Origin of the sequence: Paraburkholderia fungorum (assembly GCF_046027215.1) — a bacterium.
In the GTDB taxonomy this organism is placed as follows: Bacteria; Pseudomonadota; Gammaproteobacteria; order Burkholderiales; family Burkholderiaceae; genus Paraburkholderia; species Paraburkholderia fungorum_D.
The window spans coordinates 3,651,849-3,676,088 of record NZ_JAQQEN010000001.1; the positions used below are offsets into that span (position 1 = coordinate 3,651,849).

A 24,240-nucleotide genomic window follows, 5' to 3' on the forward strand; every position below is an offset into this window, starting at 1 on the left:
TAGCGAGTTCTTTCCGTGCGTTCTGGCTTCGATCGGGTTCAGTTCGTTTCGAGCACGACGAGCTGACCGCTCACTGCAATTGCGGCGGCGCTCGGGCTTACGCCGCACGTGAAGTCGGTCGACGAACTGCTCGTGGTGCTATGAAAACGCGTCGACACGTCGATCACGGCATTCGCGTTACGTTCATGAGCCGCGGCGCGCAGTTTCTGCACCGCTTCAGCCAGCGCCTCATGGCATGCCTCGTCGGGACTTGCGACCTTCCTGGCGATCCGCACGGAGTACGACACGTCGCCCAACTGGCTCCTCACCGCCGGATGATTCTGCTGTCCGAAATACACCGGCACGCCGCCCCGCGACTGACCGCCGGACGCCGCGAGCGGCAACGACTTCACCTGCGTGGCGCAGCCCGCCTGCGTCAGCACCACCACTGCCAACGTGCCCAGTACAAAAGCTTTTTTCATTCTTGTTACCCTCGTTGTGCTTCGTTTTTCTAAATTCACGGCCGCTTCAACCGTCGCGCCATGCTTGAAACATCAGGCTCGCGCAACTGCCGCCGAATCCGAATGCGTTCGACAGCGCGGTGTCGATGCGCGCGTCACGCGTCGTTTGCACGAGCGGCATGCCGGCGACGCCCGGCTCCGGCGTCTCGATGCCCGCTGTGCCTGCGATGAAACCCTCGCGCATCATGAGCAAGGTGTAGATCGCCTCGTGCGCGCCGCACGCGCCGAGCGGATGCCCGGTCATGCCTTTGGTCGACGAAAACGGCGGGACGCTGTCACCGAATAGCTCGCGCAGCGCCTGCAGTTCCTCGACGTCGCCAAGCGGCGTCGACGGTGCGTGCGTATTGATGTAGTCCGGGCGCCGGTTCGCGTCGCCTAACGCGCCACGCATCGCGCGCACGATCCCTGCCGCATGCGGCGAGACCATGCCGGTTGCGTCGGTGCAGTCGCCGAAACCACTCAGCTCGGCGTAAATGCGCGCGCCGCGCGCCAGCGCGTGATCGAGCGACTCGAGCAGCAGCACGCCACCACCCGAGGCAATCACGAAGCCGTCGCGCGCCGTATCGTACGGACGCGACGCCTGCTGCGGCGTGTCGTTAAAGCGTCGCGACAACGCGCCCATCGCGTCGAACATCAGCGTCATGTTGTCGTGCAGCGACTCGGCGCCGCCGGCAAGCACGATCTGCTGACGGCCGGTCTGGATCAGTTGCATCGCCTGACCGATCGCCAGCGCCGACGTCGTGCAGGCAGACGACGGCGAATAGCTGACGCCTTCCATGCCGAACACCTGCGCGACGTTCGCCGACGCCGTGCTGCTCATCGCCTGCGGCACCGTGTACGGCGGCACCCGATCGACACCGCGTGTGTTTGCGATTGCCATGGCTGCGTCGTAAGCCGCCATCGTGCCGACACCCGATCCAATCACCGCGCCCGCGCGCGGCGAGCGCAGCGCGGCGGGATCGAGGCCGGCGTCGTCGATCGCCTTGCGCACGGCATGGCACGCAAAGCGCGCCGTGTCGCCCATGAAGCGCTCGAGCTTGCGCTCGAAGGGCGGCTCGTGCGCGACCGACGCCACGCCCGCCACCTGGCTGGCAAAACCACCTTCACGCCACGCGTCGATCCGCTCGATGCGCGAGCGGCCCGCGCGCAACGCGGCGGATACTTCGTCGAGCGTATTGCCGAGACACGACACGATTCCCATGCCGGTCACGACCACGCGTTGCAGCGCCACGCTCATCGAACGCGCCTGAAAATCAGCGAGGTGTTGATGCCGCCGAACGCGAAGTTGTTGCTCATCACGTGTTCCGCGTCGATGCTGCGCCCGCTGCCGACGATGTAATCGAGCGGCGCGCAGGCCGGATCGACGTTCTCCAGATTGAGGGTGGGCGCGTACCAGTTGCGCTTCATCATCTCGATGGTCCACCACGCCTCGAGCGCGCCGCACGCGCCGAGCGTATGGCCAACGTAGCTCTTCAGCGAACTGATCGGCATGCGCTCGCCGAAGGTCTGCGCGGTGGCATGGCTTTCGGCGATGTCGCCGCGATCCGTGGAGGTGCCGTGCGCGTTCACGTAGGCGATCGCTTCGGGCGGCAATTGCGCATCTTGCAAAGCAAGCTGCATGGCGAGCGCCATCGTTTCGGCAGTCGGCTGGGTCATGTGCGCGCCGTCCGAATTGCAGCCGAAGCCGACGATTTCCGCATGAATCCGCGCGCCGCGCGCCACTGCGTGTTCGTATTCTTCGAGCACCAGCGTGGCCGCGCCTTCGCCGACCACGAGGCCATCGCGCGCGGCATCGAACGGCCGCGGCGTCAGATGCGCTTCGTCGTTGCGCGTGCTGGTCGCGTACAGCGTATCGAACACGGCGACCGCCGGCCCCGACAGTTCTTCCGCGCCGCCGGCCAGCATCAGGGTCTGCTTGCCCATCTGGATCGCTTCATATGCGTAGCCGATCGCCTGGCTGCCCGACGCGCACGCGCAGGAGGTCGGGATGATGCGGCCTTTCAGGTCCCAGAACAGACTGACGTTGACCGCGGTGGTATGCGGCATCATCTGCACGTAGCTGTTCGACGTGACGTCACCCATCGAGCCGGTTTCGAGCATCGTGCCGAACGCGCGAATCGGTTGCACCGAGCCGGACGACGAACCGTAGGCGACGCCCATGCGGCCGTCCTTGATGCTGTCGTCGGCGGCGAGTCCCGCATCGGCGAGCGCGAGTTCGCTCGCGCGCACCGAATACATCGACACCGGTCCCATCGAGCGGGTTTTCTTGCGCGGATAGTGTGCGGGCATCGTGAAGCCAGGCAGCGGACAGGCGAGCCGCGTATGCAACGACTCGAAGTAATCCCACTCGGGCATGCGCCGCACCGCGTTCACGCCGCGCTTCAGGCGTGCTTCGATTTCGTCCCAGCTATCGCCGAACGCGGTCACGCCACCCATGCCGGTAATGACCACACGTTTCATCACACCATCCCGCCGTTGACGCCGATCACCTGACGCGTGACGTACGAGGCCGCATCCGACATCAGGAAGCTGACCACGGACGCCACTTCCGCAGGCTGGCCGACGCGGTTCATGGGTACCGTCTTCAGGACCTGTTCGAGCGGCATCTCATCGAGCATGCCGGTTTCGATCAGGCCTGGTGCCACGCAATTGACGGTGATATTGCGCGTCGCCAGTTCGACGGCGAGCGCCTTGGTTGCGCCGATCAGGCCGGCCTTCGCCGCGCTGTAGTTGACCTGGCCGCGATTGCCCATCACGCCGGACACCGAAGCGATCGTGACGATGCGCCCGCCCTTCCTTGCGCGCACCATCGGCATGGTCAGCGGATGAACGACGTTGTAGAACGAATCCAGACCGGTTTCGATCACGATGTCCCAGTCTTCTTCAGTGAGCGCGGGGAAGGCGGCGTCGCGGGTCACGCCCGCGCTGCACACGATGCCGTAGTAGGGCCCATTCGCGGCGACATCCGCTTCGAGCACTTCGCGGCACACGGCCCGCTCGCGCACGTCGAATTGCAGCACGCGCGCGGTGCCGCCTTGCGCGGCGATGCCCGTCGCGACCGCTTCGGCTTCCGAGCGTCCCGTGCGGCAATGCACGGACACCGCAAAACCGTCGGCGGCCAACTTGTACGCAATCGCGCGGCCAATGCCGCGGCTTGCGCCGGTAACGAGAACACGCCGGCTCATGAACTGAAACTCCCTTCGATGAATGACTGAAAATCGGGCGGCTGAAATACCTTGATGACTGCCTCGGCGCAACACACGTCGTCGTGATGGATCGTGCATTCGTAGGCGCCGTGACCTGCTTCGCTGCGCAGCAATTCTGTCACGTGAATCCGCAATTGCGCACCGCTTGCGAACACGGGCACGAGCGCCTTGTAACTCCGCGAGCCAAGCAGCACGCCGGGACGCGCGCGGCCGCCTGCGCGCATGGCCAGCAACGCGACATGTGCGGCGATTGCCTGCGCCATCAGTTCGATGCCGATCCATGCGGGCATTGCACCGTCGGCGTCCGCGTACCACGCGTCGGCGCGCACGGTGGCGTGGGCGCTCAGCGTCTCGTCGCTGAACGCGCTAATGGTGTCGACGAGCAACATGGTGTCGCGATGCGGCAGGATCGCTTCGATCGGTTGCTGGAGCAGCGCGTCGGTGGAGAGCGTCTGGGTCATCGCGTCCATCACCGCGCGAGGATCAGGCTGACATTGCTGCCGCCGAAAGCAAACGAATTGCTCATCACGTATTGCGCCGCGGCGCCGCGTGGCAGAAAGCGCTCGGACTCGACGAGATCCAGCACCGGCAGCGCGGGATCAGCCTCGCCGTCCCACAGATGACGCGGCAGAGGCACGTTTTCGCGCGCGAGTGTCAGCCACGCGAAGCCGAGTTCGGTCGCGCCCGCCGCGCCGAGCTGGTGACCGGTCAGCGGCTTGGTGCCGCTCGTCGCCACGCCTTCGGCGAAAACACGCGCCATCAGATTCGCTTCCATCTCGTCGTTCTTGCGCGTCGCGGTGGCGTGCAGATTCACATAGCCGATTGCCGACGGCGCAATGCCCGCATCGGCGAGCGCCGCGCGCAACGCGAGTTCTCCGCCGACACCTTGCGGGTCGGGCGAGGAAATGTGATGCGCGTCGCTCGATTCACCGGCGCCCGCGAGCCGCACAGCCGCTTCCTCGCGGCTCATCAGGAACACGGCCGCACCTTCGCCGACATTGATGCCGCAGCGATTGCGGCTCATCGGATTGGTGCACACCGGGCTGGTCGATTCGAGCGAGGCGAAACCTTGCACCGTCAGCTCGCACAGCGAATCGACGCCGCCGACCACCACCGCGTCGCACAGTTGCAATTGCAGCAGCCGGCGCGCCGACACGAACGCCTTGGCACTCGATGTACACGCGGTCGAGATGGTGTACGCCGGACCGTGCACGCCGAGCGCGGCAGCAGCGAACGGTGCGGCCGTGCCGATTTCCATCTGCCGGTAGTTGAAGTTGGCCGGCAAATTGCCCGCCTGCGCCTGATAGACGAACGCGGCCTCGGCCGCTTCGATGCCCGACGTGCTGGTGCCGAGCACCACGCCGATCCGGTGCGCGCCATAGCGTTCACGCGCTGCTGCGACGGCCGGCGCGATCTGCGCCAGTGCGGCGAGCAGCAGCCGGTTGTTGCGGCAGTCGTACCGCGCGAGCGCGGCCGGTGGTGCAAGCTCCAGCGGCGCGAACACGCCGCCGACAAACGCCTCGCCGATCCCCGTATGCGCGTTCGCCATGCCGGGCGCGCGGCACGCGGCCAGCGCCGGAACAATTGCCTCGAGGTCGCCGCCGAGCGCATTGATCATGCCGAGCGCGTGCAAATAAACTGATGGCGCCTTCATGCGGGCCTCCTTGATTCCGATGGCATGCCGATGGGCGCGAGCAGCACCGACACGGCGATACCGAGCGCGAGCGTGGCGCCGAAACTCTTCAGCGCGGGCATCGCGCTCATGCCGAGCATGCCGAACGACAGCAGCGTGGTCGCCGCCGAGAGCAGCACGCCGGTCCACACCGCGCCGAGATCGGCGTCCTGGCGCAGGCAGCCTTCGCGCAGAAACACAGCATAGTTTGCACCCACGCCGAGCACCAGCATCAGCGCGAGCCAGTTGAACAGATTCAGTGGTACGCCGGCGTAGCCGAACACCGCCAGCGTGACGGCCACCGCGAGCAGCACCGGCAGCGTGACGGCAACGCCGCCGCGTACACGGTCCACCCATCCCCCACGCGGACTTCCTGCGGGGCCGGGGACTTCCTGCCTCGCGTACCGCACCATCAGCAGAACCAGCACCAGCGTCAGCGCGCCGCCGAGCCACCAGCCGCTATCGACACGATACGCGCCGAACAGCTTCGACACGCTCGCCGCCTTGTCGACGAAAACAACGCCCGGCAGCGCGTTCGCGGTGGCGATCAGCGCGGCTTCGTTCTGCGGCGTGACGCCTTGCGGAATCACGACCAACGCATAGGCTCGGGTACCCGGATCGACAACGCCCAGCCACAGATGTCTGTACGGTTGCGACCACGGCGCGGCAAGCCACGTGTCGACCGTTAGCGGCGGCTGCGGCTCTGCATAGGCGGCGAGCCACGTATCGGCGACTTCGTCTTTGAAGCCGGCTTGCAGCAGCGTGGCGCGCAACGCGGCGGGGTCGTCGAATACATGCTGTGCGAGCAACGCGCGGTCTTCATTTTGCTGTTTCGCGGACGGCACGAATTGCGCCACCGACTGATAGCTGCCGACCTTGTTCGCCGTGCCGTTCAACGCGTCCAGTTTCGTACCCAATGCTTCGGCGCGTTGCAGCACGATTTCCGGCGTCTCGCCACGCACGACAAAAAACTGTGCGCTGTTATCGACGCCGACCGCATCGCGTATCTTGTCCTCCTGTGCAACCAGCGACGGATCGCGCTGAATCAGCAGATGGATATCGTCGTCGCTGGTCAGACGCAGCCAGCCGGGAATCGCGACGATCAGCAACAGCGCCGCCACGAACCATGCACGGTTGCCGCCGATCGTGCGATGCCATACCGTCAGCAGACGCGCGGCGCCGGCAAACAGGCGCCGCGGACTGTGCTTCGGCGCATGCCTGAGCAGCGCGGGCAGCAGCCACAATACCGATGCGAACGCCGTTGTAATACCGGCGATCGCAAAGCATGCGATCTGCTTGAGCGCGGGAAACGGCACCCAGGTCAAGATCGCGTAGCCGAGCAGGCTGGTCGCGAGCGCGACCGTCAACGCCGGACGCACGGCGCGCGCGCCACGGCGCGAATCCCAATCGCGCCCGGCGCCGAGATACACCACAAAGTACTGAATCGAATAATCGACCGCTTCGCCGATCAGGCTCGCGCCGAACACCAGCGTCAACAGATGCAGCTTGCCGAACACGAGCATCGTCACCGCGAGCGCGCAGACGATGCCGAGCGCGGTCGACACGAAACCAAGCAGCAGCAGACGCGGCGAGCGGAACACCCACAGCATCAGCAGCGCGATCCCGCACAGCGACGCGACGCCGATCAGATGCACCTCATGCTCGGATGCGCTGCGTGCCGATTCCGCATAAAACACCGCGCCGGTACGAGCGACCGATACGTCGGGAAAGGCCTGCTTCAAAGCCGTTTCGCCACGGGCGAGCGCATCCAGCACCGCATGCTGCGTCTTCGACTCATAGGCTGAGCCTGGCAGCGTGGCGACGATCAGCACGCTGGTGGCCGCGCCGCGATGCGCGACCAGCAGGTTGTCTTCGAGTTCGAGATTCGAGGTGGCAAGCGGCAGGCCCGCGAGCCAGTGTTCGAGCCAGCCGAATGGATCGTCGGCGAGCGGCGTGGTCAGGCCGCCGCGCAACGGGCTGTAGATGCGTTGGGCAAGTGAGTCCCGCAATCCCGCACCAGGACTTCCGGCGGGGCGGGGGGTTTCCTGCGGGGCGTCGTGCAACATGGCGCTCGCAGCGCCGCCGGCCAGCGCCGCGCGGTCGGCAGGCGCAAGCAGGCCGAAGCGATACGGCATGTACAACGCGGCGATCTGTGAAAGATCGAATGGCGGCAACTCAGCGGTCACCGAACCGAAGGCCCCACTCTTTTGCAACGACGCACCGAGCTGTTTCGCCGCCGCTTTCGCGTGCGCTTCGTCGTTGCTGGTGACGAGAAAAACCGTGCGATCGCCCAGCGCGCTCGCCAGCGAATCGACCGCCTTTTCGGCCACCGGATCGGCTTCGGTCGCGGGCAGCAAGGCGAGCAGATTGGTCTGCAACGGCGACGGTCCCGCGAAACGCCAGCCGCAATACAGCGCCGCGACGAGCGCGAGCAGCAGCCACGCGGCGCGCATGCCCCACGCCTGTTTCGCGGACCGCTGCTGCAGCACGTGCATTACGGCGCTCCGAGCAGCGCGCGCTCGGCAGGCGTCGGTTCGGTTACGGCCACGCTCTTCGCGAACTCGAGCCTGGTGATGTCGCCGTTCGCGAGCGTGATGCGCAGGCTTTGCAGATAGTCACCGCCATTCATCTGCAAGCCTTTGATCGACTGCGCGATCTGCGGCTGATTCGGCGTGAGTTGCATGCGCCATTGGGCGGCACTGCCTTCGGCCTGCACGTCGAATTGCGAGTACAGCGCTGAGAGATCGCCACCGAGCATCGCGCGCATCATCTTCGAAACCTGCGCGACGCCGCGAGTGCCTTGTGCGCCGTGAGTGGTCACGCGCTGGCCGCTGGCGTTCATTTCGGTGACGCCCGCGTCGGTGATCACATACATCGCTTTGTAGGGCGTGTCGATCTGCCAGATCACGCCGCGCTCGCGGAAGAACACCAGCGAGCCGGTACTGACGAGCGGCTGCTTCATCGCGGCGAGCGTTTGCGTTTGCGTGAACTGCGCGCGAACACCCCTGGCTTGCGCGAGGTGCGAGGCGATTTGCGAGACCAGCGCCGGATTGCCCGCGGACGCCGCGCTTTCCGCAGCGTTGACCGGCGCCACGGCCACGACCATGCTCAATGCGAACGACACGCTCGCCACCACGCCACGCGGATTCATCATCCCCATACACGCTCCAGTTTCTCGAATACGACTGGCGGTGAGACGAATTGCAGTTCCTGGGTGGCCGCATCGACGGCGACCTGGATTGTGTAGCCCTTCGTCAAGCGGGTACCGGAAGCGCAATCGACAATTTCATAGCCTATTTTCAGGCGGTTTTCGTGTTCGAGCAGCTGGGTGCGCACTTCGATCTTCTGACCGTAGGTGGCTGGGCGTACGTACTTCAGATGCGCTTCGACGATCGGCCACAGATAGCCCGAGGCCTGCATCTCGCGGTAGTCGTAGTCGAATGCACGCAACAGCGCGGCACGGCCGATCTCGAAGTACTTCAGATAGTGGCCGTGCCAGCACACGTTCATTGCATCGACGTCGTGAAACGGCACTTCGACCGTCGCGCTGGCGGTAAGCACTTTGCGGGGTGGAATCATGCTTGCGAGCCTCCGCGATAGTCGTCCAGCAAATCGCAGGCGGCGATGCGCGCGGTCAAGGCGCGCAGCTCGCTTTCCAGCGCGCGGTCTTCGTCGACGAACGGCGACTGCGCCGTGACGCTATCGACAAACGCTTGCAGCGGCGCGGGGACCGGCGTCGCGCTGTCGATCTTCAAACGCAGGCGCGCGGCTTGCACGGTGGCGAGCGTATGGGCGGCGGCCACCTGCTCGGTCAATTCCAGCACCCGCAAACAGTCGCGCGCGGCGATCGTGCCCATGCTGACCTTGTCCTGGTTGTGCGCTTCGGTGGAACGCGAGAACACGCTGGCGGGCATGGTGTTCTTCAGTGCCTCGGCCGTCCACGCGGACGACGAAATCTGCACGGCCTTGAAGCCATGATTGATCGCGGCGCGCGCGGGCGCGGCGCCCGACAGGTTGCGCGGCAGGCCGTTGTTGAAATTCACATCGACGAGCAGCGCGAGTTGCCGGTCCATCAGATCCGCGAGATTGGCAACCGCGACCTTGAGCGAATCCATCGCGAATGCGATATGACCGCCGTAGAAGTTGCCGCCGTGCAGCACACGTTCGTTGTCGGGATCGATCAACGGGTTATCGTTCGCGCTGTTCAGTTCGTTTTCGACATCCCGGCGCACCCACGACAACGCGTCGCGCGCCACGCCGATCACGTGCGGCGCGCAGCGAATCGAATAACGGTCCTGCAGCCGATGCCCTGGCGTATCGTCGCGTCCGGCCAGATCGGCGCGAATCCATGCGGCCGCTTCGGCCTGGCCGACGTGCGGCTTCACTTCGAACAGCGTCGCGTCGAAATGCGCGGCGCGGCCATCGAGCGCGATGGTCGAGAGCGCCGTGAGGCGCGCGGTCAGGCGCGTCAGATGATCGGCCCGCGCGAACGCGAGACAGGCGAGGCCCGTCATCACGGCGGTGCCGTTCATCAGCGCGAGACCTTCTTTCGGCGCAAGTGTCAGCGGTGCGTGACCGAGGTCGCTCCATACGCCGCGCGCATCGCGCAGCCTGCCTTCGAATACCACGTCGCGCTCGCCAGCCAGCGCAGCCGCCACATACGACAGCGGCGTCAGATCGCCGCTCGCGCCAACCGAGCCTTCCGACGGAATGCGCGGCAATACGCGATGGTTGATCAGATCGGCAAGGCGTTCGAGTAACACGGTACGCACGCCGGAGAAACCGTAGGCCAGGGAATTGAGCCGGGCGGCGATCACCGCGAGCGTTTGCGCGTCGTCGAGATACTGGCCCATGCCGCAACCGTGATAGCGCGTCAGTTGCAACGGCAATGCCTCGACCAGTTCCATCGGCACATCGATCACGCAGGCGTCGCCATAACCGGTGTTGACGCCGTACACGGTCGCGCCCGACGCCAGATGGCGGCGCAGGAATTCGGCGCCACGCTCGATGCGCGCGCGCCACGCCGGATCGGCGCTCAGCGCAACCGGCACGCGATGCTGCGCAATGGCGACGACCTCTTCGATCGTCAGCTTGCGAGCGCCGAAAACAACTGCTGCGGCGTGTGCAGCCGGCTTCGGCGAGTCGATCAGATCATGTTCGGCCATTTACGCCTCGTTTGGGGCTGGCCCAGAAATCGAAAAAATTGAACCATTGATAGGGCGCCTTGCGGCAATAGTGTTCGAGGCGCGTGGCGTAGCGCTGCGCCCACGCAGCCAGATGCTGCGCGCGTTCGCGGCGCGGCAACTCGATGCGTTCGGCGAACGGCTCGAAATAAAGACGATAACCGTCGCGCTCTTTCAGACAGAAGAACAGATAGACCGGGCAACCCAACGCATGCGCGAGCACGTAGGGACCTTGCGCAAACGGTGCGGTCGAACCGAGAAATTGCGCTTCAGTGGTGCGGCCCATTTCGTGCGCTGGCACGCGGTCGCCGACGATGACCAGCAATTCGCCCGCATCGACACGCTCCTGCATCAGCATCGCGGTCTCGGGCCCGAAGTCGCGGACTTCGAGCAGATGCCGCGCGAATTCGCTGTTCGAGGACGCCAGCACGCTGTTGAAACGCCGCGCGTGTTCGGTGTAGACGACCGCCGTGACTTTCGCGTATGCGCCTCGCGCGGCAAGCGCGCGGGTCATCTCGAGATTGCCGAGATGCGCGCCGATCACGAGCGCGCCCTTGCCGCTCGCCACGAGCGCCTCGAAGGCCGACGGCTCTTCGAATTTCACGTCGGCGTTGTTGACGCGGCCGGACCATGCCGCGAGCTTGTCGAAGCCCGATTGCGCGAACGCCAACATGTGACGATATGCGGACCACCAGCCCGGACGCGGTATATCGCCGTACGGCGCGGCTTCGCCCAGATGTCTGAAGTAATTGCCCGACGCTTCGCGCGCGGCGCGGCCCGTCAGCAGAAAATACGCGACGATCGGATGCAGCCACAGCGCGGTAAAGCGCCGGCCGAACAGCTTGCAACTGAGTGCGAGCAAGGACATGCCCACATGACTGCCGCGCTCGGCGATCCGCCACCAGTCCTGCCCGCCCTGCTCCGCCGCCGCTGCCGCCGCCTCTGCCGTGCCTGCCGCCTGGCGCGGCATCACCTTGTGCGCGAGCAGCATCGGCAGACGGCACAGCATGCCGGCGACGAGCCGCGTGTGGCAACCGCTGATGCGCACGTTGTCCCACAGCACGTCGAAATGCGAGACGCCATCGGCGGCATAGGTGACGCGCGTCGGTATCGAACGGAACGCCGCGCGCCGCCAGTGGAGGCGCACGAGAATTTCAATGTCGAAATCCATGCGCGTGCCCAGTTGCACGCTGTCGATCAGGTCGCAGGCGAGCGCCAGCGGATATAGCCGAAAGCCGCACATCGAATCGCGAATTGTCAGCGAGAGCGTTTCGATCCACACCCACACGTGCGTCAGATAGCGGCCGTAAAGGCGCGCCTTCGGCACGCTGTCGTCGTAGATGGGGCGGCCAAGGATCACCGCGCCCGGTTCGGCGCGTGCGGCCTCGATGAAGCGCGGGACATCGGTGGCGTCGTGCTGGCCGTCGGCGTCGATCTGCAAGGCGTGCGTGTAGCCCGCCTCACGCGCGGCGCGTAGACCCGCCATCACCGCCGCGCCCTTGCCGCCGTTGACCGGCAGGCGCAGCAGCGTCAGTTGGCCCGCGTACTGTTGCGCAAGCGCGGCGAGTACCTGCTGCGTCGGCTCGTCACTGCCGTCGTCGACGACGACTATCGGCAGCCGATGCACGGCCAGGCCGGCGACAGTCGCGCCGATCGCGTCTTTGTGGTTGTAGATCGGAATGACGATGCACGGGGAGAAGCTCATCACGCCGTCTCCCGATACACGATCACACCGGACGCGCATTCGCGTCCGCTCAGCCGGTACGTGAATTGCACGCGACGACGCTCCGCATCGTGCGCGAGCGTCAGATTCAGCACTGCGCCCGGTGGCACTGGGGCCGTGAACTTGAGCCTGTCTATCGACGCCAGCGCGCGCACCGCCGGCACATGTTCGGCCGCCAGCCGCATCGCCCAGTCGACCTGCACGACGCCAGGCAGGATCGGCAGGCCGGGAAAGTGGCCAGCGAAATGCACGAGCGTGGGCGGTACGCGCAGTTCGTAGTGCAGCGTATCGGCGCTGCGCGCTTCGGCAAGTACTTCCACGCCATCGGGGCGCGGCTCGAACGCCGCCGCGACCGCCGCAACCGGCAGCTTGCCGCGTGCGTCGAACGGCAGCGTCACGCGAAAACGCCAATGGCGCGGCAGCACCACCACATCGAAATAGGCGGCGAGATGACGGCGCAGGGTTTTCGCGAGCAGCACGCGGCCTTCGTCGCGCAGGGCGTCACTGCCCGCCTCGGTCAGCGCGATCACGGCGCCGACGCGTTCGCGCGAGGCGCCTTCCAGCGGCACGATGGCCGCTAGCGCGACATAGGGATGCAGCGCGAGACGCGCTTCGAGTTCCGGCAGCGAAACGCGCTTGCCGTCGAGCTTGAGCACGCGATCGAGGCGGCCTTGCAGACGGAAGCGGCCGTCTTCGTCGAACGCGATTTTGTCGTCCGTTCGATGCCAGCCGGTGTGATCCAGATGCGGCGAGCGGACGTTCAGCGCGCCGTCTTCATCGCAGCGCACCTCGATGCCCGTTACCGGTTGCCATGCATCGGTCTGATCCTGGCGCCGCCACGCAATGCCGCCCGTTTCCGTGCTGCCATAGATTTCGAGCGGCGCGGCACCATAGGCGGCGGCGTATTCCTGTGCGGCTTCCAGCGCGAGCGGCCCACCGGACGAAAAGATCGCGCGCGGTGCCGGCGTCAATGCGGCGAAGCCGGGCAACGCCGGCCAACGCGATAGTTGCGCGGGCGTCGAGACCACCACCGTTGCACCGCACCGCTCGATCTGCGTCTGCAAATGGAGCGGCTCGATGCTGATCGCGCGGTCGAAAGCGCGGCCCGCGGCGAGCGGCCACAGCACGCGAAACAGCAAACCGTAGATATGGTGATGCGGGACGCTCGCGAGCGTCGTCGCGTCGCCCACCAGCGCGCCCCATTGCTTTTCGAGCGTGTGCACTTCGGCGTTGAACTGCGCGAGCGACTTGCGAATGGGCTTGGGACGGCCGCTGCTGCCCGACGTGTAGAGCGTCAACGGGGCTTGCGGATCGATCGTGTATGAAGCGCTGCGCGCGTGCGAAGTGTCTAGTACGAAGTCCTGCACGAACGGCAGCAGGTCGGCGTCGGTGAGCACCGCGTCATAGGCATCGGCGAGATCCGCGAGATAGCCGGGCGTGGCATTGGCTGGAATCACCGGTTCCTTGCCGCAGGCAAAGAGCGCGAACAGCGCGCAGGCAAAATCGAACGGATCGTCGATGCACAAGGCGTAGCGTTGCGCGGCTTGCGCCTGCACCACGGCGATCAGCGCCGACACGCGAGCACGAAACGCCGCGCGATCGAGCACGGCGGCGCCGTCGCGGCATACCGGTGAACGCTCGGCGCCGTCGCAATGCGCCGCCGACAGCAGATCGTGCAATGCGATCATGCCGCCTCCGCACGCGCGGCTCGCGGCAGTACCACCAGATAACGCCAGATCACCTCGGCCACCAGCAGCACGCCGATCAGCCCATAGGCGATCGCGCCGTTATAGAGCGACCAGCTCGCGCGGCTCCAGAATAGCGCCGTGTAAGCGGAGAACGCGCCGTTCAGCGCGAAGAACACGCACCATACCTGCGTGACGCGCCATGTGTGGCGCACAGCGGGCGCAGGCAGATTCGGATTGCCGAGCCGCGCGAATTTCTCGATCATCGACGGCCCGCGCACGAGCGTCGCGCCGAACGCGATCAGAAGTCCCAGGTTCACGAGCGATGGATAGAGACGCAGCAGCAGTTCGCTATTGGTCGCGACGATCGCCGCCGAGGCGCAACTCAGCAAACCGACCACGGTCCAGTCGATCGCGGAAAGCCGCCGCAACGAGGTCGCGACAGGACCGCTGCCGGCCCAGCGTTGCAGCCACAGAATCGCAAACAGCATGCCGCCGACGTAGCGCGGCGTGTCCCAGCGCCACGCGCACAGGATCAGCGCGGGATACGCAAGTTTCAACAACACCTGCACGACGGCCTGGGCCCAGTGACGCCGGGGGCCCGACGCCGCTTCGGCGGCCGAGCCGGCTGCCGTCTCGATGCGCGGGCGCACGGATGGCATCAGCCTTGGGCCGCCAGCAACGATTCGACCGCACCGATCACGTCGCCGACCGTGCGCACCGATTTGAACTCTTCCGGCTTGATCCGGCGGCCGGTCATTTCCTGCAGTTTGATGGCGAGGTCGACCGCATCGATGCTGTCGAGATCGAGGTCTTCGAACAGGTTCGCTTCGGGCGTGACACGCTCCGGCTCGATCGCGAAGTTCTCCTTGAAGATGGCGCGGATGCGCTCAAGAATCTCTGCCTCGGACACGATTTAATCCCCCTTCTTTGTAGTTTCGTTCACGGCGTGTTCCGCTTCGCGTTGGCTGGCTACCAGCGCAGCCAGCGTGCTGATCGAGCGGAAGTGTTCGCGCGTGCGTTCGTCGTTCGCTGCGATGGTCAGTTGGTATTGTTTGCGCAGCACGATGCCGATTTCGAGCGCGTCGATCGAATCCAGGCCGATGCCGTCCGTGTCGAACAGCGGCGCATCGTCGTCGATATCGGCCGGGCTCAGGTCTTCCAGATCGAGTGCCTCGATCAGAAGCTGCTTAATTTCCAGTTTTAAAGAATCCATAAGCGAACAGGTGCTGAGTAATGTGTGCTTCGATGGCGCTGGTCACGCTGCGCGCCGCGAGAGACGGTGTCGTTTCGTGGGCCGCGAGCTGCTCGATGCCGAGCGGCTCGAGCACGTTCACGCGGATCCGGAACGCCCGCGCCGGCACGTCGTACCAGCGCATCTGTTTGGTGAACGCCGGCGGATCGCAATTCATCAGCACCGGCACGATCGGCGCGCCGACCTTGAGCGCCATGTGCGCGAAACCGCGCGAAAACGCATGCAGTCGGTTCGGCGCGGGGCTGCGCGTGCCTTCGGGAAAAATGATCATGGTATAGCCTGCCGCGAGTTGCCGCGCGCCGGCGTCGACGAGTTCCGCGGGATCGGCGTTGCTGACATATTCAGCCGAGCGCACGATGCCCCAGAAACACGGGTTGCTCCAATGTGCATTCTTCACGACGCAACAGGCGTGCGGCGTGAGCGACAGTAACACCATCACGTCCAGGTAGGTCGGATGATTGGCGACTACGATCGCCGGACCGCCCGCGCGTAACGCCGCGCCGCCCGACACTTCGAGCTCCATCACGCCGATGCGCTCCAGTACCGCCACCAGCGCGCGGAAAAACCAGTGGATCACGGTAGTCACGACGCGCTGACGCGACGCCCGGTGTGGCCACAGCCACGCGAACGGGAACACCAGCACCGAAAACAGCACGCCGCAGATGCCAAACACCACGAAGGCCATGCCCGTCGCGCAGAACCGCCAACCGTAATCAAGCCGCGTGGTCATGCCAACTCCAATGCCAGCTCGCGCCGGTGCCCTGCCAGCGCGCGGGCTCGCCGGTGTCCAGACAGTGCTGCAGCGCCTCGCTCTGGGTCGAGAAGGGCTCGCCTCGCGCAGCCGACGGGTTTGCGCTGTTCGGCGGTACTGCGTCCGGGGAGTCCGAGGCGTCCGACGCGCCGAGGCCGGACAGCGTGCAGACCAGCTGCCCCGCTGCGCTGTCGCCATTCAGAAGGATCGCGAGCGCGCCGCCCTGTACTTCGTCTTCGATCGTGCCGTACGCGGGATCGGCCGGTTCGTCGGCGTACACCAGCAGCACGGGCGAGTCCGGCTGCGTCGCATATTGCGCGTGCGCTTCCAGCAGCGCGTACCCGAGCGTCTCAGCGCCAGCCGAGATCGCGCTGGCGGCCGAGCGGTCGCTGCGCGCGATGCCGAACACCCCGGTCATCGCGTTCAGCACCGAGAGACTGAAGGCGGTGGGCGACACCGGCTCGCCCGCACTGATGGTGCGCAGGATATCCGTGGTGCGCCGCAATTCGCCGTGCCGCGAGGCAAACACCACCCGCACCTCTTCCTGCGCGACGCAATCGTGCGCAACCTTCAGTGCGACTCTGGACAGCGTGCTCAGACGACGCCGCACGATCGGCTCGATGAAGCCGATATCGGGTGCGGCAGAGGCGGCAGCAGGCCAGCTAGACCAGCGAGCGACCGGAATGGTCCAGTGCAGATCGGGCATATCGGAGTTCGCGCGTAGAAGCGAGGAGAGGCTGAGGGCGCCTGACGGCATTCACACCGCTGTCACAACGTGAGTGCGCCGCGCGGGCCGACACTCTTCAACCGGGGTCAAGCCAATCTTCTTATTGGGTTCAGCGAACTAACGGCACTTGGCCCCGATTATTTAGGCGCCATCGTCAATTCGTCAGATGGATTGACTCCGGCTCCCTATGGTCGCCGGAATCATACTGAATATTCTGGATTAAATCAGCCATAAAAGACGTATCCATCTGTATCCGTATCGCCGCTGAGACAACTGCTCCGCGCCGCCGCCCCGTGAGCCTGACAGCCCTCGCGCAGGCGGTGACTACGGTGCAAGGCCCTTGTCGGGAGCAATATGGCGTACCTGGTTGAAACTGGTCACGCCAATTCTTTCATTTAACTTTCCGTAAACTGTTTCAGTTAGGCACACTTCTCTCTTCCGTTCGCCCGGAAATACGCGAAGCATGTCGCGACTTACACGCGCTTACGGCGGCAAACGAGGCCCGGGGCTTGCGACAGAACTGCCGGATTCCCCATGCCGCACGCTCACGCCTGCTATACTCCGTCCCTCATTGGGGAGTAGCCGCCTCGCGATACGTCCGCACCGCAGCATCCGGGTGCATCGACCGTGCGACTCGCGGGGGCGCCTGTCAACAGACTTGGCCTGCAAGGCCATGGCAGCCGCAGCCTCTGGCCTGGCGAGACCGATGATCCACACGCGCCGCTACAGGGCCCGGCGTGTCGTGGGTCGTCGCTCGTTCACATTTCGGCCCGGGGAACCCATCCAACGTGAACCACGCTTTTCTCATTTCGACCGGAGCGGTCACGCTCGCTGAAATCGGCGACAAGACGCAATTGCTCTCGCTCGTCCTTGCCGCCCGCTACCGCAAACCGCTGCCGATCATCCTCGGCGTGCTCACGGCCACCCTCGTCAATCACGCCTGCGCCGGCGCACTCGGTGCGTGGCTTGGCTCCCTCATTACGCCGACCATCATGCGCTGGGCGCTCGCCGCGTCGTTCATCGCGATGGGCTTGTGGATTCTCGTCCCGGACAAGCTCGACGATGAGGAAGCCAATACCAGCCGCACACATTTCGGTGTATTCGGTGCGACCGTGGTGACGTTTTTCCTCGCCGAAATGGGCGACAAGACGCAAATCGCGACCATCGCCCTCGCCGCGCGTTTTCATGATTTCTTCGGCGTGGTGGCGGGTACGACGCTCGGCATGATGATCGCCAACGTGCCGGCCATCCTGCTCGGCGACCGTTTCGCCCACCGGCTTCCGACCAAACTCGTGCACGGCATCGCCGCGGTGATGTTCGTGATTCTGGGGACGATGGCGTTGTTCGGCGTCGGCGTTTGAGCACGGCTGCCGCCTGCTCGCCCACGCCTCACCTGCGTTACCGGCATGCTCTGCATCGCGCGCCGGTGATGAAGCAGAACGGCCCGGCAGGAGTGACCTGCCGGGCCGTTTTTGTTCAGTCGCAGTGCGCGCCGGTAGGCGCGCCGCTTTCTGCCTACTGCACGACCTTCGCGCCGGACGCCGAAGCCGGCGCGCCGGCGGGCGAGGTGCCGGCAATCTCATTCGACGCGTCGCCGTTGGCGTCGAGTGGAATCTTCACGGTGTGAACCACGCCGTTGCCGAGCGGGAAATCGGCCAGCGCGCTACGCGCCAGATAGGGCATGGCACGCACCAGCGATGATTCGCCACCAGAATTTCGCGCCGTCACGTTGTAGACCTCCTTGCCCGTTGCCCGCTCGGTAATCCGTACACCGAGCAGGTGCGTGAAGATCGGATAACTCTGGTTCACGTAGGTGGTCGGGAACGCCCCCCACGGATCGAATGGCCGGCCCCAATAAGGCGCAGGCCACGGGTTGTAATACACCGGCTCCGCGACCGTCACCATGTCCGAACGCATCCCATACGAGAGCCCGACCAGATAGCGCGCCTGCGCAGCGTCCACCTGGCGGAATCCGTGCGTGGCGAGTTCATTGCCGACGAAGCGTTCGTAAGTGGAGAGTTCGAGATTGTTCTGCTGGTCACCCGCTCGCGTGAACGCGTAGGTGCGGGTCGCGTCGCTGCCGCTCCAGTCGGAGAACGCCGTGACCTGGGTGGTCACGTAGGTGGTGCAGCCGGACAGCAGCACCGTCAGCGCTGCGATCAGCAGCGTGGCGCGGCGCGTCCATTGATCGATTTTCATGGTCTACCTCGTGTTGCCTGTTATCGCCCGTCTTGACCGGATTCGTTTGTGCTCACGCGCTCCCGCGCGGGATGCATTTGATAATACGCTGACCTGGCAATTCGGTAAAAAGTTCGGTGCGCACGATCAACCCAGCCACGAATCGCCGCGCCGCGATCGGCCGAGGCTTTGTACAATGGCTCGACAAGCCCGGCTCGCGCGCCCTTCGCGCGCGTGACGGCTCGAGTCCCATCACTACAGAACGCCATGGCCGATACCGCAACGCCCAATGTGATCCGCCGCGCCGATTACGCGCCGCCTGCCTTCCTGATCGACACCGTCGCACTGGAATTCGATCTGGTCCCCGAACGCACCGTCGTCAGGAACACGATGCGCGTGCGCCGCAATCCGGACGCGTCCCGCGCCGCGCATTTCGAACTGATGGGCGAGCAACTCGAGTTCGTCAGCGCCACGATCGACGGCACGCCTTTTGGCAATGCCCGCGCGCACGAACATGGTCTCGTGCTCGATAACGTGCCCGACGCGTTCGAGCTCACGCTCACCAGCATCTGCAATCCGGCGGAGAACACCACCTTGTCGGGGTTGTACGTGTCGGGCGGCAACTTCTTCACGCAGTGCGAGGCCGAAGGCTTTCGCCGAATCACCTATTTCCTCGACCGCCCGGATGTGATGGCCACTTACACGGTCACGCTGCGCGCTAACAAGGCCGACTATCCGGTGCTGCTTTCGAACGGCAATCTGCTCGAAGAAGGCGACCTGCCGGACGGCCGCCATTTTGCGCGCTGGGAAGATCCGTTCAGAAAGCCGAGCTATCTGTTCGCGCTGGTGGCGGGCAAGCTGGTCGCGCTCGAAGAGCGCGTGAAGAGCGGCTCGGGCAAGGAAAAACTGCTGCAGGTGTGGGTCGAGCCGCACGATCTCGACAAGACCCGTCACGCCATGGATTCGCTGATTCACTCGATCAGGTGGGATGAGGAACGCTTCGGGCTGGAACTCGATCTGGATCGCTTCATGATCGTCGCGGTGAGCGACTTCAACATGGGCGCGATGGAAAACAAGGGGCTCAACATCTTCAACACGAAATACGTGCTGGCGAACCCCGAAACGGCCACGGACACCGACTTTGCCAACATCGAGGCGGTGGTCGGCCATGAGTACTTCCACAACTGGACCGGCAACCGCGTGACCTGCCGCGACTGGTTCCAGCTGAGCCTGAAAGAAGGCCTGACGGTGTTCCGCGACCAGGAATTCTCCGCCGACATGGCAGGCGGCGCGACCGACGAAGCCGCCCGCGCCACCAAGCGTATCGAAGACGTGCGCGTGCTGCGCCAGATGCAGTTCGCCGAGGACGCCGGCCCGATGGCGCATCCGGTGCGCCCGGAGAGCTATGTCGAGATCAACAACTTCTACACGATGACCGTCTACGAAAAAGGCTCGGAAGTCGTGCGGATGTACCAGACGCTGTTCGGCCGCGACGGTTTCCGCAAGGGCATGGACCTGTACTTCAAGCGTCATGACGGCCAGGCGGTGACTTGCGACGATTTCCGTCATGCACTTGCCGATGCGAACGGCCGCGATCTGGCGCAATTCGAGCGCTGGTACAGCCAGGCCGGCACGCCGCGCGTCGCCGTGCGCGCCAGCTACGACGCCGCGCAGCAACGCTATAGCCTGACGCTCACGCAAGGTTATGGCGAGGCCGCACCGGCCACGCGCGAAACGCAGAAAGGACCGCTGCTGATTCCGTTCGCGATCGGCCTGATCGGGAAGGACGGGGCGGATCTGCCGCTGCAACTGGAAGGCGAAGCCAAAGCGTCGGCCGGCACCACGCGCGTCCTCCAGTTCACGCAGACCGAACAGACCTTCACGTTTGTGAACGTCGCGCAGGAACCGCTACCTTCGCTGCTGCGCAATTTCTCGGCACCGGTGATCGTCGAGTACGACTATTCGGCCGACCAGCTCGCGTTCCTGCTCGCGCACGACAGCGATCCGTTCAACCGTTGGGAAGCGGGTCAACGGCTTGCCACGCGCGAATTGCTGACGCTGGCCGGGCGCGCCGCGACCGGCGTGCCGCTGCAACTCGACGATTCCGTGGTGGCCGCGTTCGCCCGCGTGCTCACCGACGAGACGCTCTCGCCGGCGTTCCGCGAGCTGGCGCTGATGCTGCCATCAGAAGCGTATCTGGCCGAGCAGATGGCGGAATCGAATCCCGCGGCGGTGCACGCGGCACGGCAGTTCGTGCGCAAGCGCCTTGCGAACGCGCTCAGAAACGACTGGCTCAAGATCTACGAAGCGCATCGCACGCCGGGCGCGTACGAGGCGACGCCGGAGGCTTCCGGTCATCGTGCGTTGAAGAATCTCGCGCTGTCGTATCTCGCGGAACTGGACGATCCTGCCCAGGCCGTGCGCCTTGCGTCCGCGCAGTACGACGCGGCGAATAACATGACCGACCGCTCGGCGGCGCTCTCGGCACTGCTCAACGCATCGGCGGCGAACGGCGGCAGCAAGGAGGCGCAGCAGGCACTGGACGACTTCTACCGGCGCTTCGAAAAGGAGCCGCTCGTCATCGACAAATGGTTCGCCTTGCAGGCCACGCAACGTGGCAACGCGCAACGTCCGGTGATCGATATCGTGCGCAAGCTGATGACGCATCCTGCGTTCAACCTGAAGAACCCGAATCGGGCGCGCTCACTGATTTTCAGCTTCTGCGCAGCGAACCCCGCTCAGTTCCACGCCGAAGACGGCTCGGGCTATGCGTTCTGGGCCGATCAGGTGATCGCGCTCGACGCCATCAACCCGCAAGTGGCCGCCCGCCTTGCCCGCTCGCTGGAACTGTGGCGCCGCTTCACGCCGACGCTGCGTGACGGCATGCGCGCGGCGCTGGAGAAAGTGGCCTCGCAGGTGAAGTCGCGCGACGTGCGGGAGATCGTAGAGAAAGCGTTGGCGTGATGATCGTCTGACAGCGCTTGGCGCGTTGAGAAAGCCGGCACGTGTTGCCGGCTTTTTTTCGTCCTGGCTTAGGCGCACTGCAGGCGACGTTGGCCGTCTGGACGACTGTTCGTATCGGTTCGGCGGGGTGAAAGTAAACGTACCCATTTAACGGTTTACGTTTAACGCAATGCGTTATATCATCCCATGATCACGACATTCGGCGACAAAGCTACGGCGAGAATTTTTCAGGGCAGGTTCGTGCATTCACTGATTATTGGGAGACCGGCATGGTCATCAAACGCTCCGATCTGGACAGCATCGATTTCTCCGACATCGACACCGGCGAGCGCATCCCGGATATCCATCCGGGCGAGATTCTGCGCGGCGAGTTCCTCGAACCGCTCGGCATGTCCGTCAATGCGCTGGCGCTGGCGCTGCGCGTGCCAGCACCGCGCATCAACGACATCGTGCGTGGCAAGCGCGCCATCTCGGCGGATACCGCGTTGCGGCTCGAGCGCTATTTCGGCGCGAGCGCACAATTCTGGCTCAATCTGCAGATCGGCTACGATCTGCGCATCGCCACTGCCGCGGCCGGCGCACAGATCGAACGCGAGATCGAGCCGTTGCCGAGGGCAGAACGCCCGAAAATGCCCAAGGTCCCGGCCGAACACGCCCGCGCCGCCGCACTCGCGGCCAGCCTGACCGGTAACGTCACAGCCATCAAGGCGCGCCGAAAAGCGTGAATTTCGGGATGCATTGCAAGGTGCCGTTGCACGACTGCGCGCGCTTCTTCCTCAAAAGCACGGAACCGACACGGCAACGGTTAAAATCGAGACATTCCCTAAGCCTTCCCGGAGTACAGCAATGGCTTTGCAACGTCGTACCACTCTCACGAAGTACCTGATCGAGCAGCAGCGCGAGACCAACAACCTGCCGGCCGACCTGCGCCTTTTGATCGAAGTCGTCGCGCGCGCGTGCAAGGCGATCAGCTACCACGTCAGCAAGGGCGCGCTGGGCGATGCACTTGGCACGGCGGGCAGCGAGAACGTCCAGGGTGAAGTGCAGAAGAAGCTCGACATCCTGTCGAACGAAATCCTGCTCGAGGCTAATGAATGGGGCGGCAACCTGGCCGGCATGGCTTCCGAGGAAATGGAACAGTTCTTCCCGATCCCGGCCAATTATCCAAAGGGCGAATACCTGCTGGTGTTCGATCCGCTCGACGGCTCGTCGAATATCGACGTCAATGTGTCGATCGGCACGATTTTCTCGGTGCTGCGCTGCCCTGACGGCCAGCAACCCACCGAGCAGTCGTTCCTGCAACCGGGCACGCAGCAGGTCGCCGCAGGTTACGCGGTGTACGGCCCGCAAACCGTGCTGGTGCTGACCACCGGCAACGGCGTCAACTGCTTCACCCTCGACCGCGAACTGGGCTCCTGGGTGCTCACGCAAAGCGACATGCGCATTCCGGTGGAAACACGTGAATATGCGATCAACGCGTCGAACGAACGCCACTGGTATCCGCCGGTCGAGAAATACATCGGCGAACTGAAGGCCGGCAAGGACGGTTCGCGCCAGAGCGACTTCAATATGCGCTGGATCGCGTCAATGGTGGCGGACGTGCACCGTATCCTGAATCGCGGCGGCATCTTCATGTACCCGGCCGACAAGCGCACGCCGGACAAGCCGGGCAAGCTGCGCCTGATGTACGAAGCGAACCCCATGGCGTTCATCGTCGAGCAAGCCGGCGGCGCCGCGACCAACGGCGAGAAGCGCATTCTGGACATCCAGCCGAAGAGCCTGCACGAACGCGTGGCGGTGTTCCTCGGCTCGAAGAACGAAGTCGACCGCGTTACCCGCTACCATCTCGAAACAAAAAAGTGAGCAAGGGGCTTGCCAAGCCGATAAAAAAGTTCATATAATTTCGTTTCTCCTGATGCCGGAATAGCTCAGACGGTAGAGCAGCGCATTCGTAATGCGAAGGTCGGGGGTTCGATTCCTCTTTCCGGCACCACAAGATTCAAGCAAAAAGCCCAGTCCTCGCGACTGGGTTTTTTGCTTTCCGCGTACCGCACACGCGCCGCCTGGGCGACATTCGCCCCATGTGATTGCTGCTCACGCGCCAAAGTCCAACCTGTCGAATCCCGCAGTCACGGCCAGATTGCGAACCACAACCGGGTCTTCAACAATCGCGCCCGTGGCTTGAGGCTGGCCGTACGCAGCGATCGCTTCTAGCGGCGCCGACGAAAACCACAAGATCCGGCCAGCGCATTCGATCCCGACCTGGCGTCCATTCCAATAGACAGCGTTTTCCATGATGACCTCTCTGAAGGGCAAAAACAGCCATCATCCGCGCCGGTCCTGGCGCGTCGGTTATCCACCGCACTCTCGGTCGCAGATGGCCGCTTCAATGATAG

Annotated in this window: 23 protein-coding genes, 1 tRNA gene and 1 riboswitch; of the genes, 5 read left to right on the forward strand and 19 right to left on the reverse strand. The window is 64.6% G+C overall.

Going from position 1 to position 24,240, the window contains the following annotated elements:
* Window positions 1-38: 38 nt before the first annotated feature.
* Genes PQR27_RS16245 through PQR27_RS16325 form a run of 17 tightly spaced genes read right to left on the reverse strand, consistent with a single transcriptional unit; the run spans window position 39 to window position 16,681 of the window.
* Entirely contained in the window at window positions 39-461 is a 423-nt protein-coding gene (locus PQR27_RS16245) for a signal peptidase (RefSeq protein WP_408524606.1), read from the reverse strand.
* A 46-nt stretch (window positions 462-507) separates the two neighbouring features.
* Window positions 508-1,737 (reverse strand): beta-ketoacyl synthase N-terminal-like domain-containing protein, encoded by a 1,230-nt coding sequence (locus tag PQR27_RS16250; protein ID WP_408524607.1) that lies wholly within the window; start codon window positions 1,735-1,737, stop codon window positions 508-510.
* Entirely contained in the window at window positions 1,734-2,960 is a 1,227-nt protein-coding gene (locus tag PQR27_RS16255) for a beta-ketoacyl-ACP synthase (RefSeq protein ID WP_408524608.1), read from the reverse strand. Before PQR27_RS16255 ends, PQR27_RS16250 begins: the two co-directional genes overlap by 4 nt.
* Complete coding sequence (locus PQR27_RS16260) at window positions 2,960-3,685, reverse strand: 3-ketoacyl-ACP reductase FabG2 (RefSeq protein WP_408524609.1); 726 nt, start codon at window positions 3,683-3,685, stop codon at window positions 2,960-2,962. Before PQR27_RS16260 ends, PQR27_RS16255 begins: the two co-directional genes overlap by 1 nt.
* Window positions 3,682-4,167, reverse strand: coding sequence for a hotdog family protein (locus tag PQR27_RS16265; RefSeq protein ID WP_408525506.1), 486 nt, complete (start codon window positions 4,165-4,167; stop codon window positions 3,682-3,684). The genes PQR27_RS16260 and PQR27_RS16265 overlap by 4 nt, the downstream gene beginning before the upstream one ends.
* A gap of 8 nt (window positions 4,168-4,175) precedes the next feature.
* Complete coding sequence (locus PQR27_RS16270; RefSeq protein WP_408524610.1) at window positions 4,176-5,360, reverse strand: beta-ketoacyl-[acyl-carrier-protein] synthase family protein; 1,185 nt, start codon at window positions 5,358-5,360, stop codon at window positions 4,176-4,178.
* A complete protein-coding gene (gene apeM / locus PQR27_RS16275; protein ID WP_408524611.1) occupies window positions 5,357-7,873 on the reverse strand; it encodes an ApeM family transporter in 2,517 nt (838 codons plus the stop codon). The genes PQR27_RS16270 and apeM overlap by 4 nt, the downstream gene beginning before the upstream one ends.
* A complete protein-coding gene (apeL, locus tag PQR27_RS16280) occupies window positions 7,873-8,538 on the reverse strand; it encodes an ApeL family LolA-like protein (protein WP_408524612.1) in 666 nt (221 codons plus the stop codon). Before apeL ends, apeM begins: the two co-directional genes overlap by 1 nt.
* Window positions 8,529-8,957, reverse strand: a complete 429-nt coding sequence (locus PQR27_RS16285) for an acyl-CoA thioesterase (protein WP_408524613.1) — start codon at window positions 8,955-8,957, stop codon at window positions 8,529-8,531. Before PQR27_RS16285 ends, apeL begins: the two co-directional genes overlap by 10 nt.
* Complete coding sequence (locus PQR27_RS16290) at window positions 8,954-10,543, reverse strand: HAL/PAL/TAL family ammonia-lyase (RefSeq protein WP_408524614.1); 1,590 nt, start codon at window positions 10,541-10,543, stop codon at window positions 8,954-8,956. The genes PQR27_RS16285 and PQR27_RS16290 overlap by 4 nt, the downstream gene beginning before the upstream one ends.
* Complete coding sequence (locus PQR27_RS16295; protein WP_408524615.1) at window positions 10,530-12,266, reverse strand: glycosyltransferase family 2 protein; 1,737 nt, start codon at window positions 12,264-12,266, stop codon at window positions 10,530-10,532. The genes PQR27_RS16290 and PQR27_RS16295 overlap by 14 nt, the downstream gene beginning before the upstream one ends.
* Entirely contained in the window at window positions 12,266-13,972 is a 1,707-nt protein-coding gene (locus tag PQR27_RS16300) for an ApeI family dehydratase (protein WP_408524616.1), read from the reverse strand. The genes PQR27_RS16295 and PQR27_RS16300 overlap by 1 nt, the downstream gene beginning before the upstream one ends.
* Entirely contained in the window at window positions 13,969-14,631 is a 663-nt protein-coding gene (locus PQR27_RS16305) for a COG4648 family protein (protein ID WP_408524617.1), read from the reverse strand. Before PQR27_RS16305 ends, PQR27_RS16300 begins: the two co-directional genes overlap by 4 nt.
* Window positions 14,631-14,882, reverse strand: a complete 252-nt coding sequence (locus tag PQR27_RS16310; RefSeq protein ID WP_408524618.1) for an acyl carrier protein — start codon at window positions 14,880-14,882, stop codon at window positions 14,631-14,633. Before PQR27_RS16310 ends, PQR27_RS16305 begins: the two co-directional genes overlap by 1 nt.
* 3 nt (window positions 14,883-14,885) lie before the next feature.
* Window positions 14,886-15,185 carry an ApeE family acyl carrier protein gene (apeE, locus tag PQR27_RS16315; RefSeq protein ID WP_408524619.1) on the reverse strand — a complete coding sequence of 100 codons (300 nt, stop codon included), beginning with the start codon at window positions 15,183-15,185 and terminating at the stop codon, window positions 14,886-14,888.
* A complete protein-coding gene (locus tag PQR27_RS16320; protein ID WP_408524620.1) occupies window positions 15,160-15,954 on the reverse strand; it encodes a lysophospholipid acyltransferase family protein in 795 nt (264 codons plus the stop codon). The genes apeE and PQR27_RS16320 overlap by 26 nt, the downstream gene beginning before the upstream one ends.
* Entirely contained in the window at window positions 15,938-16,681 is a 744-nt protein-coding gene (locus tag PQR27_RS16325) for a beta-ketoacyl synthase chain length factor (protein WP_408524621.1), read from the reverse strand. The genes PQR27_RS16320 and PQR27_RS16325 overlap by 17 nt, the downstream gene beginning before the upstream one ends.
* Before the next feature lie 582 nt (window positions 16,682-17,263).
* Window positions 17,264-17,479: riboswitch (yybP-ykoY riboswitch) on the forward strand.
* 11 nt (window positions 17,480-17,490) lie between these two features.
* On the opposite strand from PQR27_RS16325, the gene PQR27_RS16330 reads away from it, so the two are divergent.
* The gene (locus PQR27_RS16330; RefSeq protein ID WP_408524622.1) at window positions 17,491-18,063 is read left to right on the forward strand and encodes a TMEM165/GDT1 family protein; all 573 of its coding nucleotides are present in this window, start codon (window positions 17,491-17,493) and stop codon (window positions 18,061-18,063) included.
* A 154-nt stretch (window positions 18,064-18,217) separates the two neighbouring features.
* Here the strand turns inward: PQR27_RS16330 and PQR27_RS16335 are convergent, their stop codons facing one another.
* Window positions 18,218-18,901 (reverse strand): DUF4136 domain-containing protein, encoded by a 684-nt coding sequence (locus tag PQR27_RS16335; protein ID WP_408524623.1) that lies wholly within the window; start codon window positions 18,899-18,901, stop codon window positions 18,218-18,220.
* Window positions 18,902-19,147: 246 nt separating this feature from the next.
* Here PQR27_RS16335 and pepN point away from each other — a divergent pair, with 246 nt between their 5' ends.
* The 4 genes from pepN to PQR27_RS16355 all read left to right on the forward strand — a co-directional run bounded on the left by pepN (window position 19,148) and on the right by PQR27_RS16355 (window position 23,837).
* On the forward strand, window positions 19,148-21,844 hold the full coding sequence (gene pepN / locus PQR27_RS16340; protein WP_408524624.1) for an aminopeptidase N: 2,697 nt from the start codon (window positions 19,148-19,150) through the stop codon (window positions 21,842-21,844).
* A gap of 269 nt (window positions 21,845-22,113) precedes the next feature.
* Complete coding sequence (locus tag PQR27_RS16345; RefSeq protein WP_408524625.1) at window positions 22,114-22,569, forward strand: HigA family addiction module antitoxin; 456 nt, start codon at window positions 22,114-22,116, stop codon at window positions 22,567-22,569.
* Window positions 22,570-22,690: 121 nt separating this feature from the next.
* Window positions 22,691-23,707 (forward strand): class 1 fructose-bisphosphatase, encoded by a 1,017-nt coding sequence (locus PQR27_RS16350; protein ID WP_325045703.1) that lies wholly within the window; start codon window positions 22,691-22,693, stop codon window positions 23,705-23,707.
* Between the two features lie 54 nt (window positions 23,708-23,761).
* Window positions 23,762-23,837 (forward strand) — tRNA-Thr (locus tag PQR27_RS16355).
* A gap of 101 nt (window positions 23,838-23,938) precedes the next feature.
* Here the strand turns inward: PQR27_RS16355 and PQR27_RS16360 are convergent.
* Window positions 23,939-24,139 (reverse strand): hypothetical protein, encoded by a 201-nt coding sequence (locus PQR27_RS16360; protein ID WP_408524626.1) that lies wholly within the window; start codon window positions 24,137-24,139, stop codon window positions 23,939-23,941.
* Between the last annotated feature and the right edge of the window lie 101 nt (window positions 24,140-24,240).

What these genes read in the sequence shown, in the direction of transcription:
- PQR27_RS16245 (WP_408524606.1), bottom strand. Translation starts at nt 461, where the DNA reads ATGAAAAAAGCTTTTGTACTGGGCACGTTGGCAGTGGTGGTGCTGACG.
- PQR27_RS16250 (WP_408524607.1), bottom strand. Translation starts at nt 1,737, where the DNA reads ATGAGCGTGGCGCTGCAACGCGTGGTCGTGACCGGCATGGGAATCGTG.
- PQR27_RS16255 (WP_408524608.1), bottom strand. Translation starts at nt 2,960, where the DNA reads ATGAAACGTGTGGTCATTACCGGCATGGGTGGCGTGACCGCGTTCGGC.
- PQR27_RS16260 (WP_408524609.1), bottom strand. Translation starts at nt 3,685, where the DNA reads ATGAGCCGGCGTGTTCTCGTTACCGGCGCAAGCCGCGGCATTGGCCGC.
- PQR27_RS16265 (WP_408525506.1), bottom strand. Translation starts at nt 4,167, where the DNA reads ATGACCCAGACGCTCTCCACCGACGCGCTGCTCCAGCAACCGATCGAA.
- PQR27_RS16270 (WP_408524610.1), bottom strand. Translation starts at nt 5,360, where the DNA reads ATGAAGGCGCCATCAGTTTATTTGCACGCGCTCGGCATGATCAATGCG.
- apeM (WP_408524611.1), bottom strand. Translation starts at nt 7,873, where the DNA reads ATGCACGTGCTGCAGCAGCGGTCCGCGAAACAGGCGTGGGGCATGCGC.
- apeL (WP_408524612.1), bottom strand. Translation starts at nt 8,538, where the DNA reads ATGGGGATGATGAATCCGCGTGGCGTGGTGGCGAGCGTGTCGTTCGCA.
- PQR27_RS16285 (WP_408524613.1), bottom strand. Translation starts at nt 8,957, where the DNA reads ATGATTCCACCCCGCAAAGTGCTTACCGCCAGCGCGACGGTCGAAGTG.
- PQR27_RS16290 (WP_408524614.1), bottom strand. Translation starts at nt 10,543, where the DNA reads ATGGCCGAACATGATCTGATCGACTCGCCGAAGCCGGCTGCACACGCC.
- PQR27_RS16295 (WP_408524615.1), bottom strand. Translation starts at nt 12,266, where the DNA reads ATGAGCTTCTCCCCGTGCATCGTCATTCCGATCTACAACCACAAAGAC.
- PQR27_RS16300 (WP_408524616.1), bottom strand. Translation starts at nt 13,972, where the DNA reads ATGATCGCATTGCACGATCTGCTGTCGGCGGCGCATTGCGACGGCGCC.
- PQR27_RS16305 (WP_408524617.1), bottom strand. Translation starts at nt 14,631, where the DNA reads ATGCCATCCGTGCGCCCGCGCATCGAGACGGCAGCCGGCTCGGCCGCC.
- apeE (WP_408524619.1), bottom strand. Translation starts at nt 15,185, where the DNA reads ATGGATTCTTTAAAACTGGAAATTAAGCAGCTTCTGATCGAGGCACTC.
- PQR27_RS16320 (WP_408524620.1), bottom strand. Translation starts at nt 15,954, where the DNA reads ATGACCACGCGGCTTGATTACGGTTGGCGGTTCTGCGCGACGGGCATG.
- PQR27_RS16325 (WP_408524621.1), bottom strand. Translation starts at nt 16,681, where the DNA reads ATGCCCGATCTGCACTGGACCATTCCGGTCGCTCGCTGGTCTAGCTGG.
- PQR27_RS16335 (WP_408524623.1), bottom strand. Translation starts at nt 18,901, where the DNA reads ATGAAAATCGATCAATGGACGCGCCGCGCCACGCTGCTGATCGCAGCG.
- pepN (WP_408524624.1), top strand. Translation starts at nt 19,148, where the DNA reads ATGGCCGATACCGCAACGCCCAATGTGATCCGCCGCGCCGATTACGCG.
- PQR27_RS16345 (WP_408524625.1), top strand. Translation starts at nt 22,114, where the DNA reads ATGGTCATCAAACGCTCCGATCTGGACAGCATCGATTTCTCCGACATC.
- PQR27_RS16350 (WP_325045703.1), top strand. Translation starts at nt 22,691, where the DNA reads ATGGCTTTGCAACGTCGTACCACTCTCACGAAGTACCTGATCGAGCAG.
- PQR27_RS16360 (WP_408524626.1), bottom strand. Translation starts at nt 24,139, where the DNA reads ATGGAAAACGCTGTCTATTGGAATGGACGCCAGGTCGGGATCGAATGC.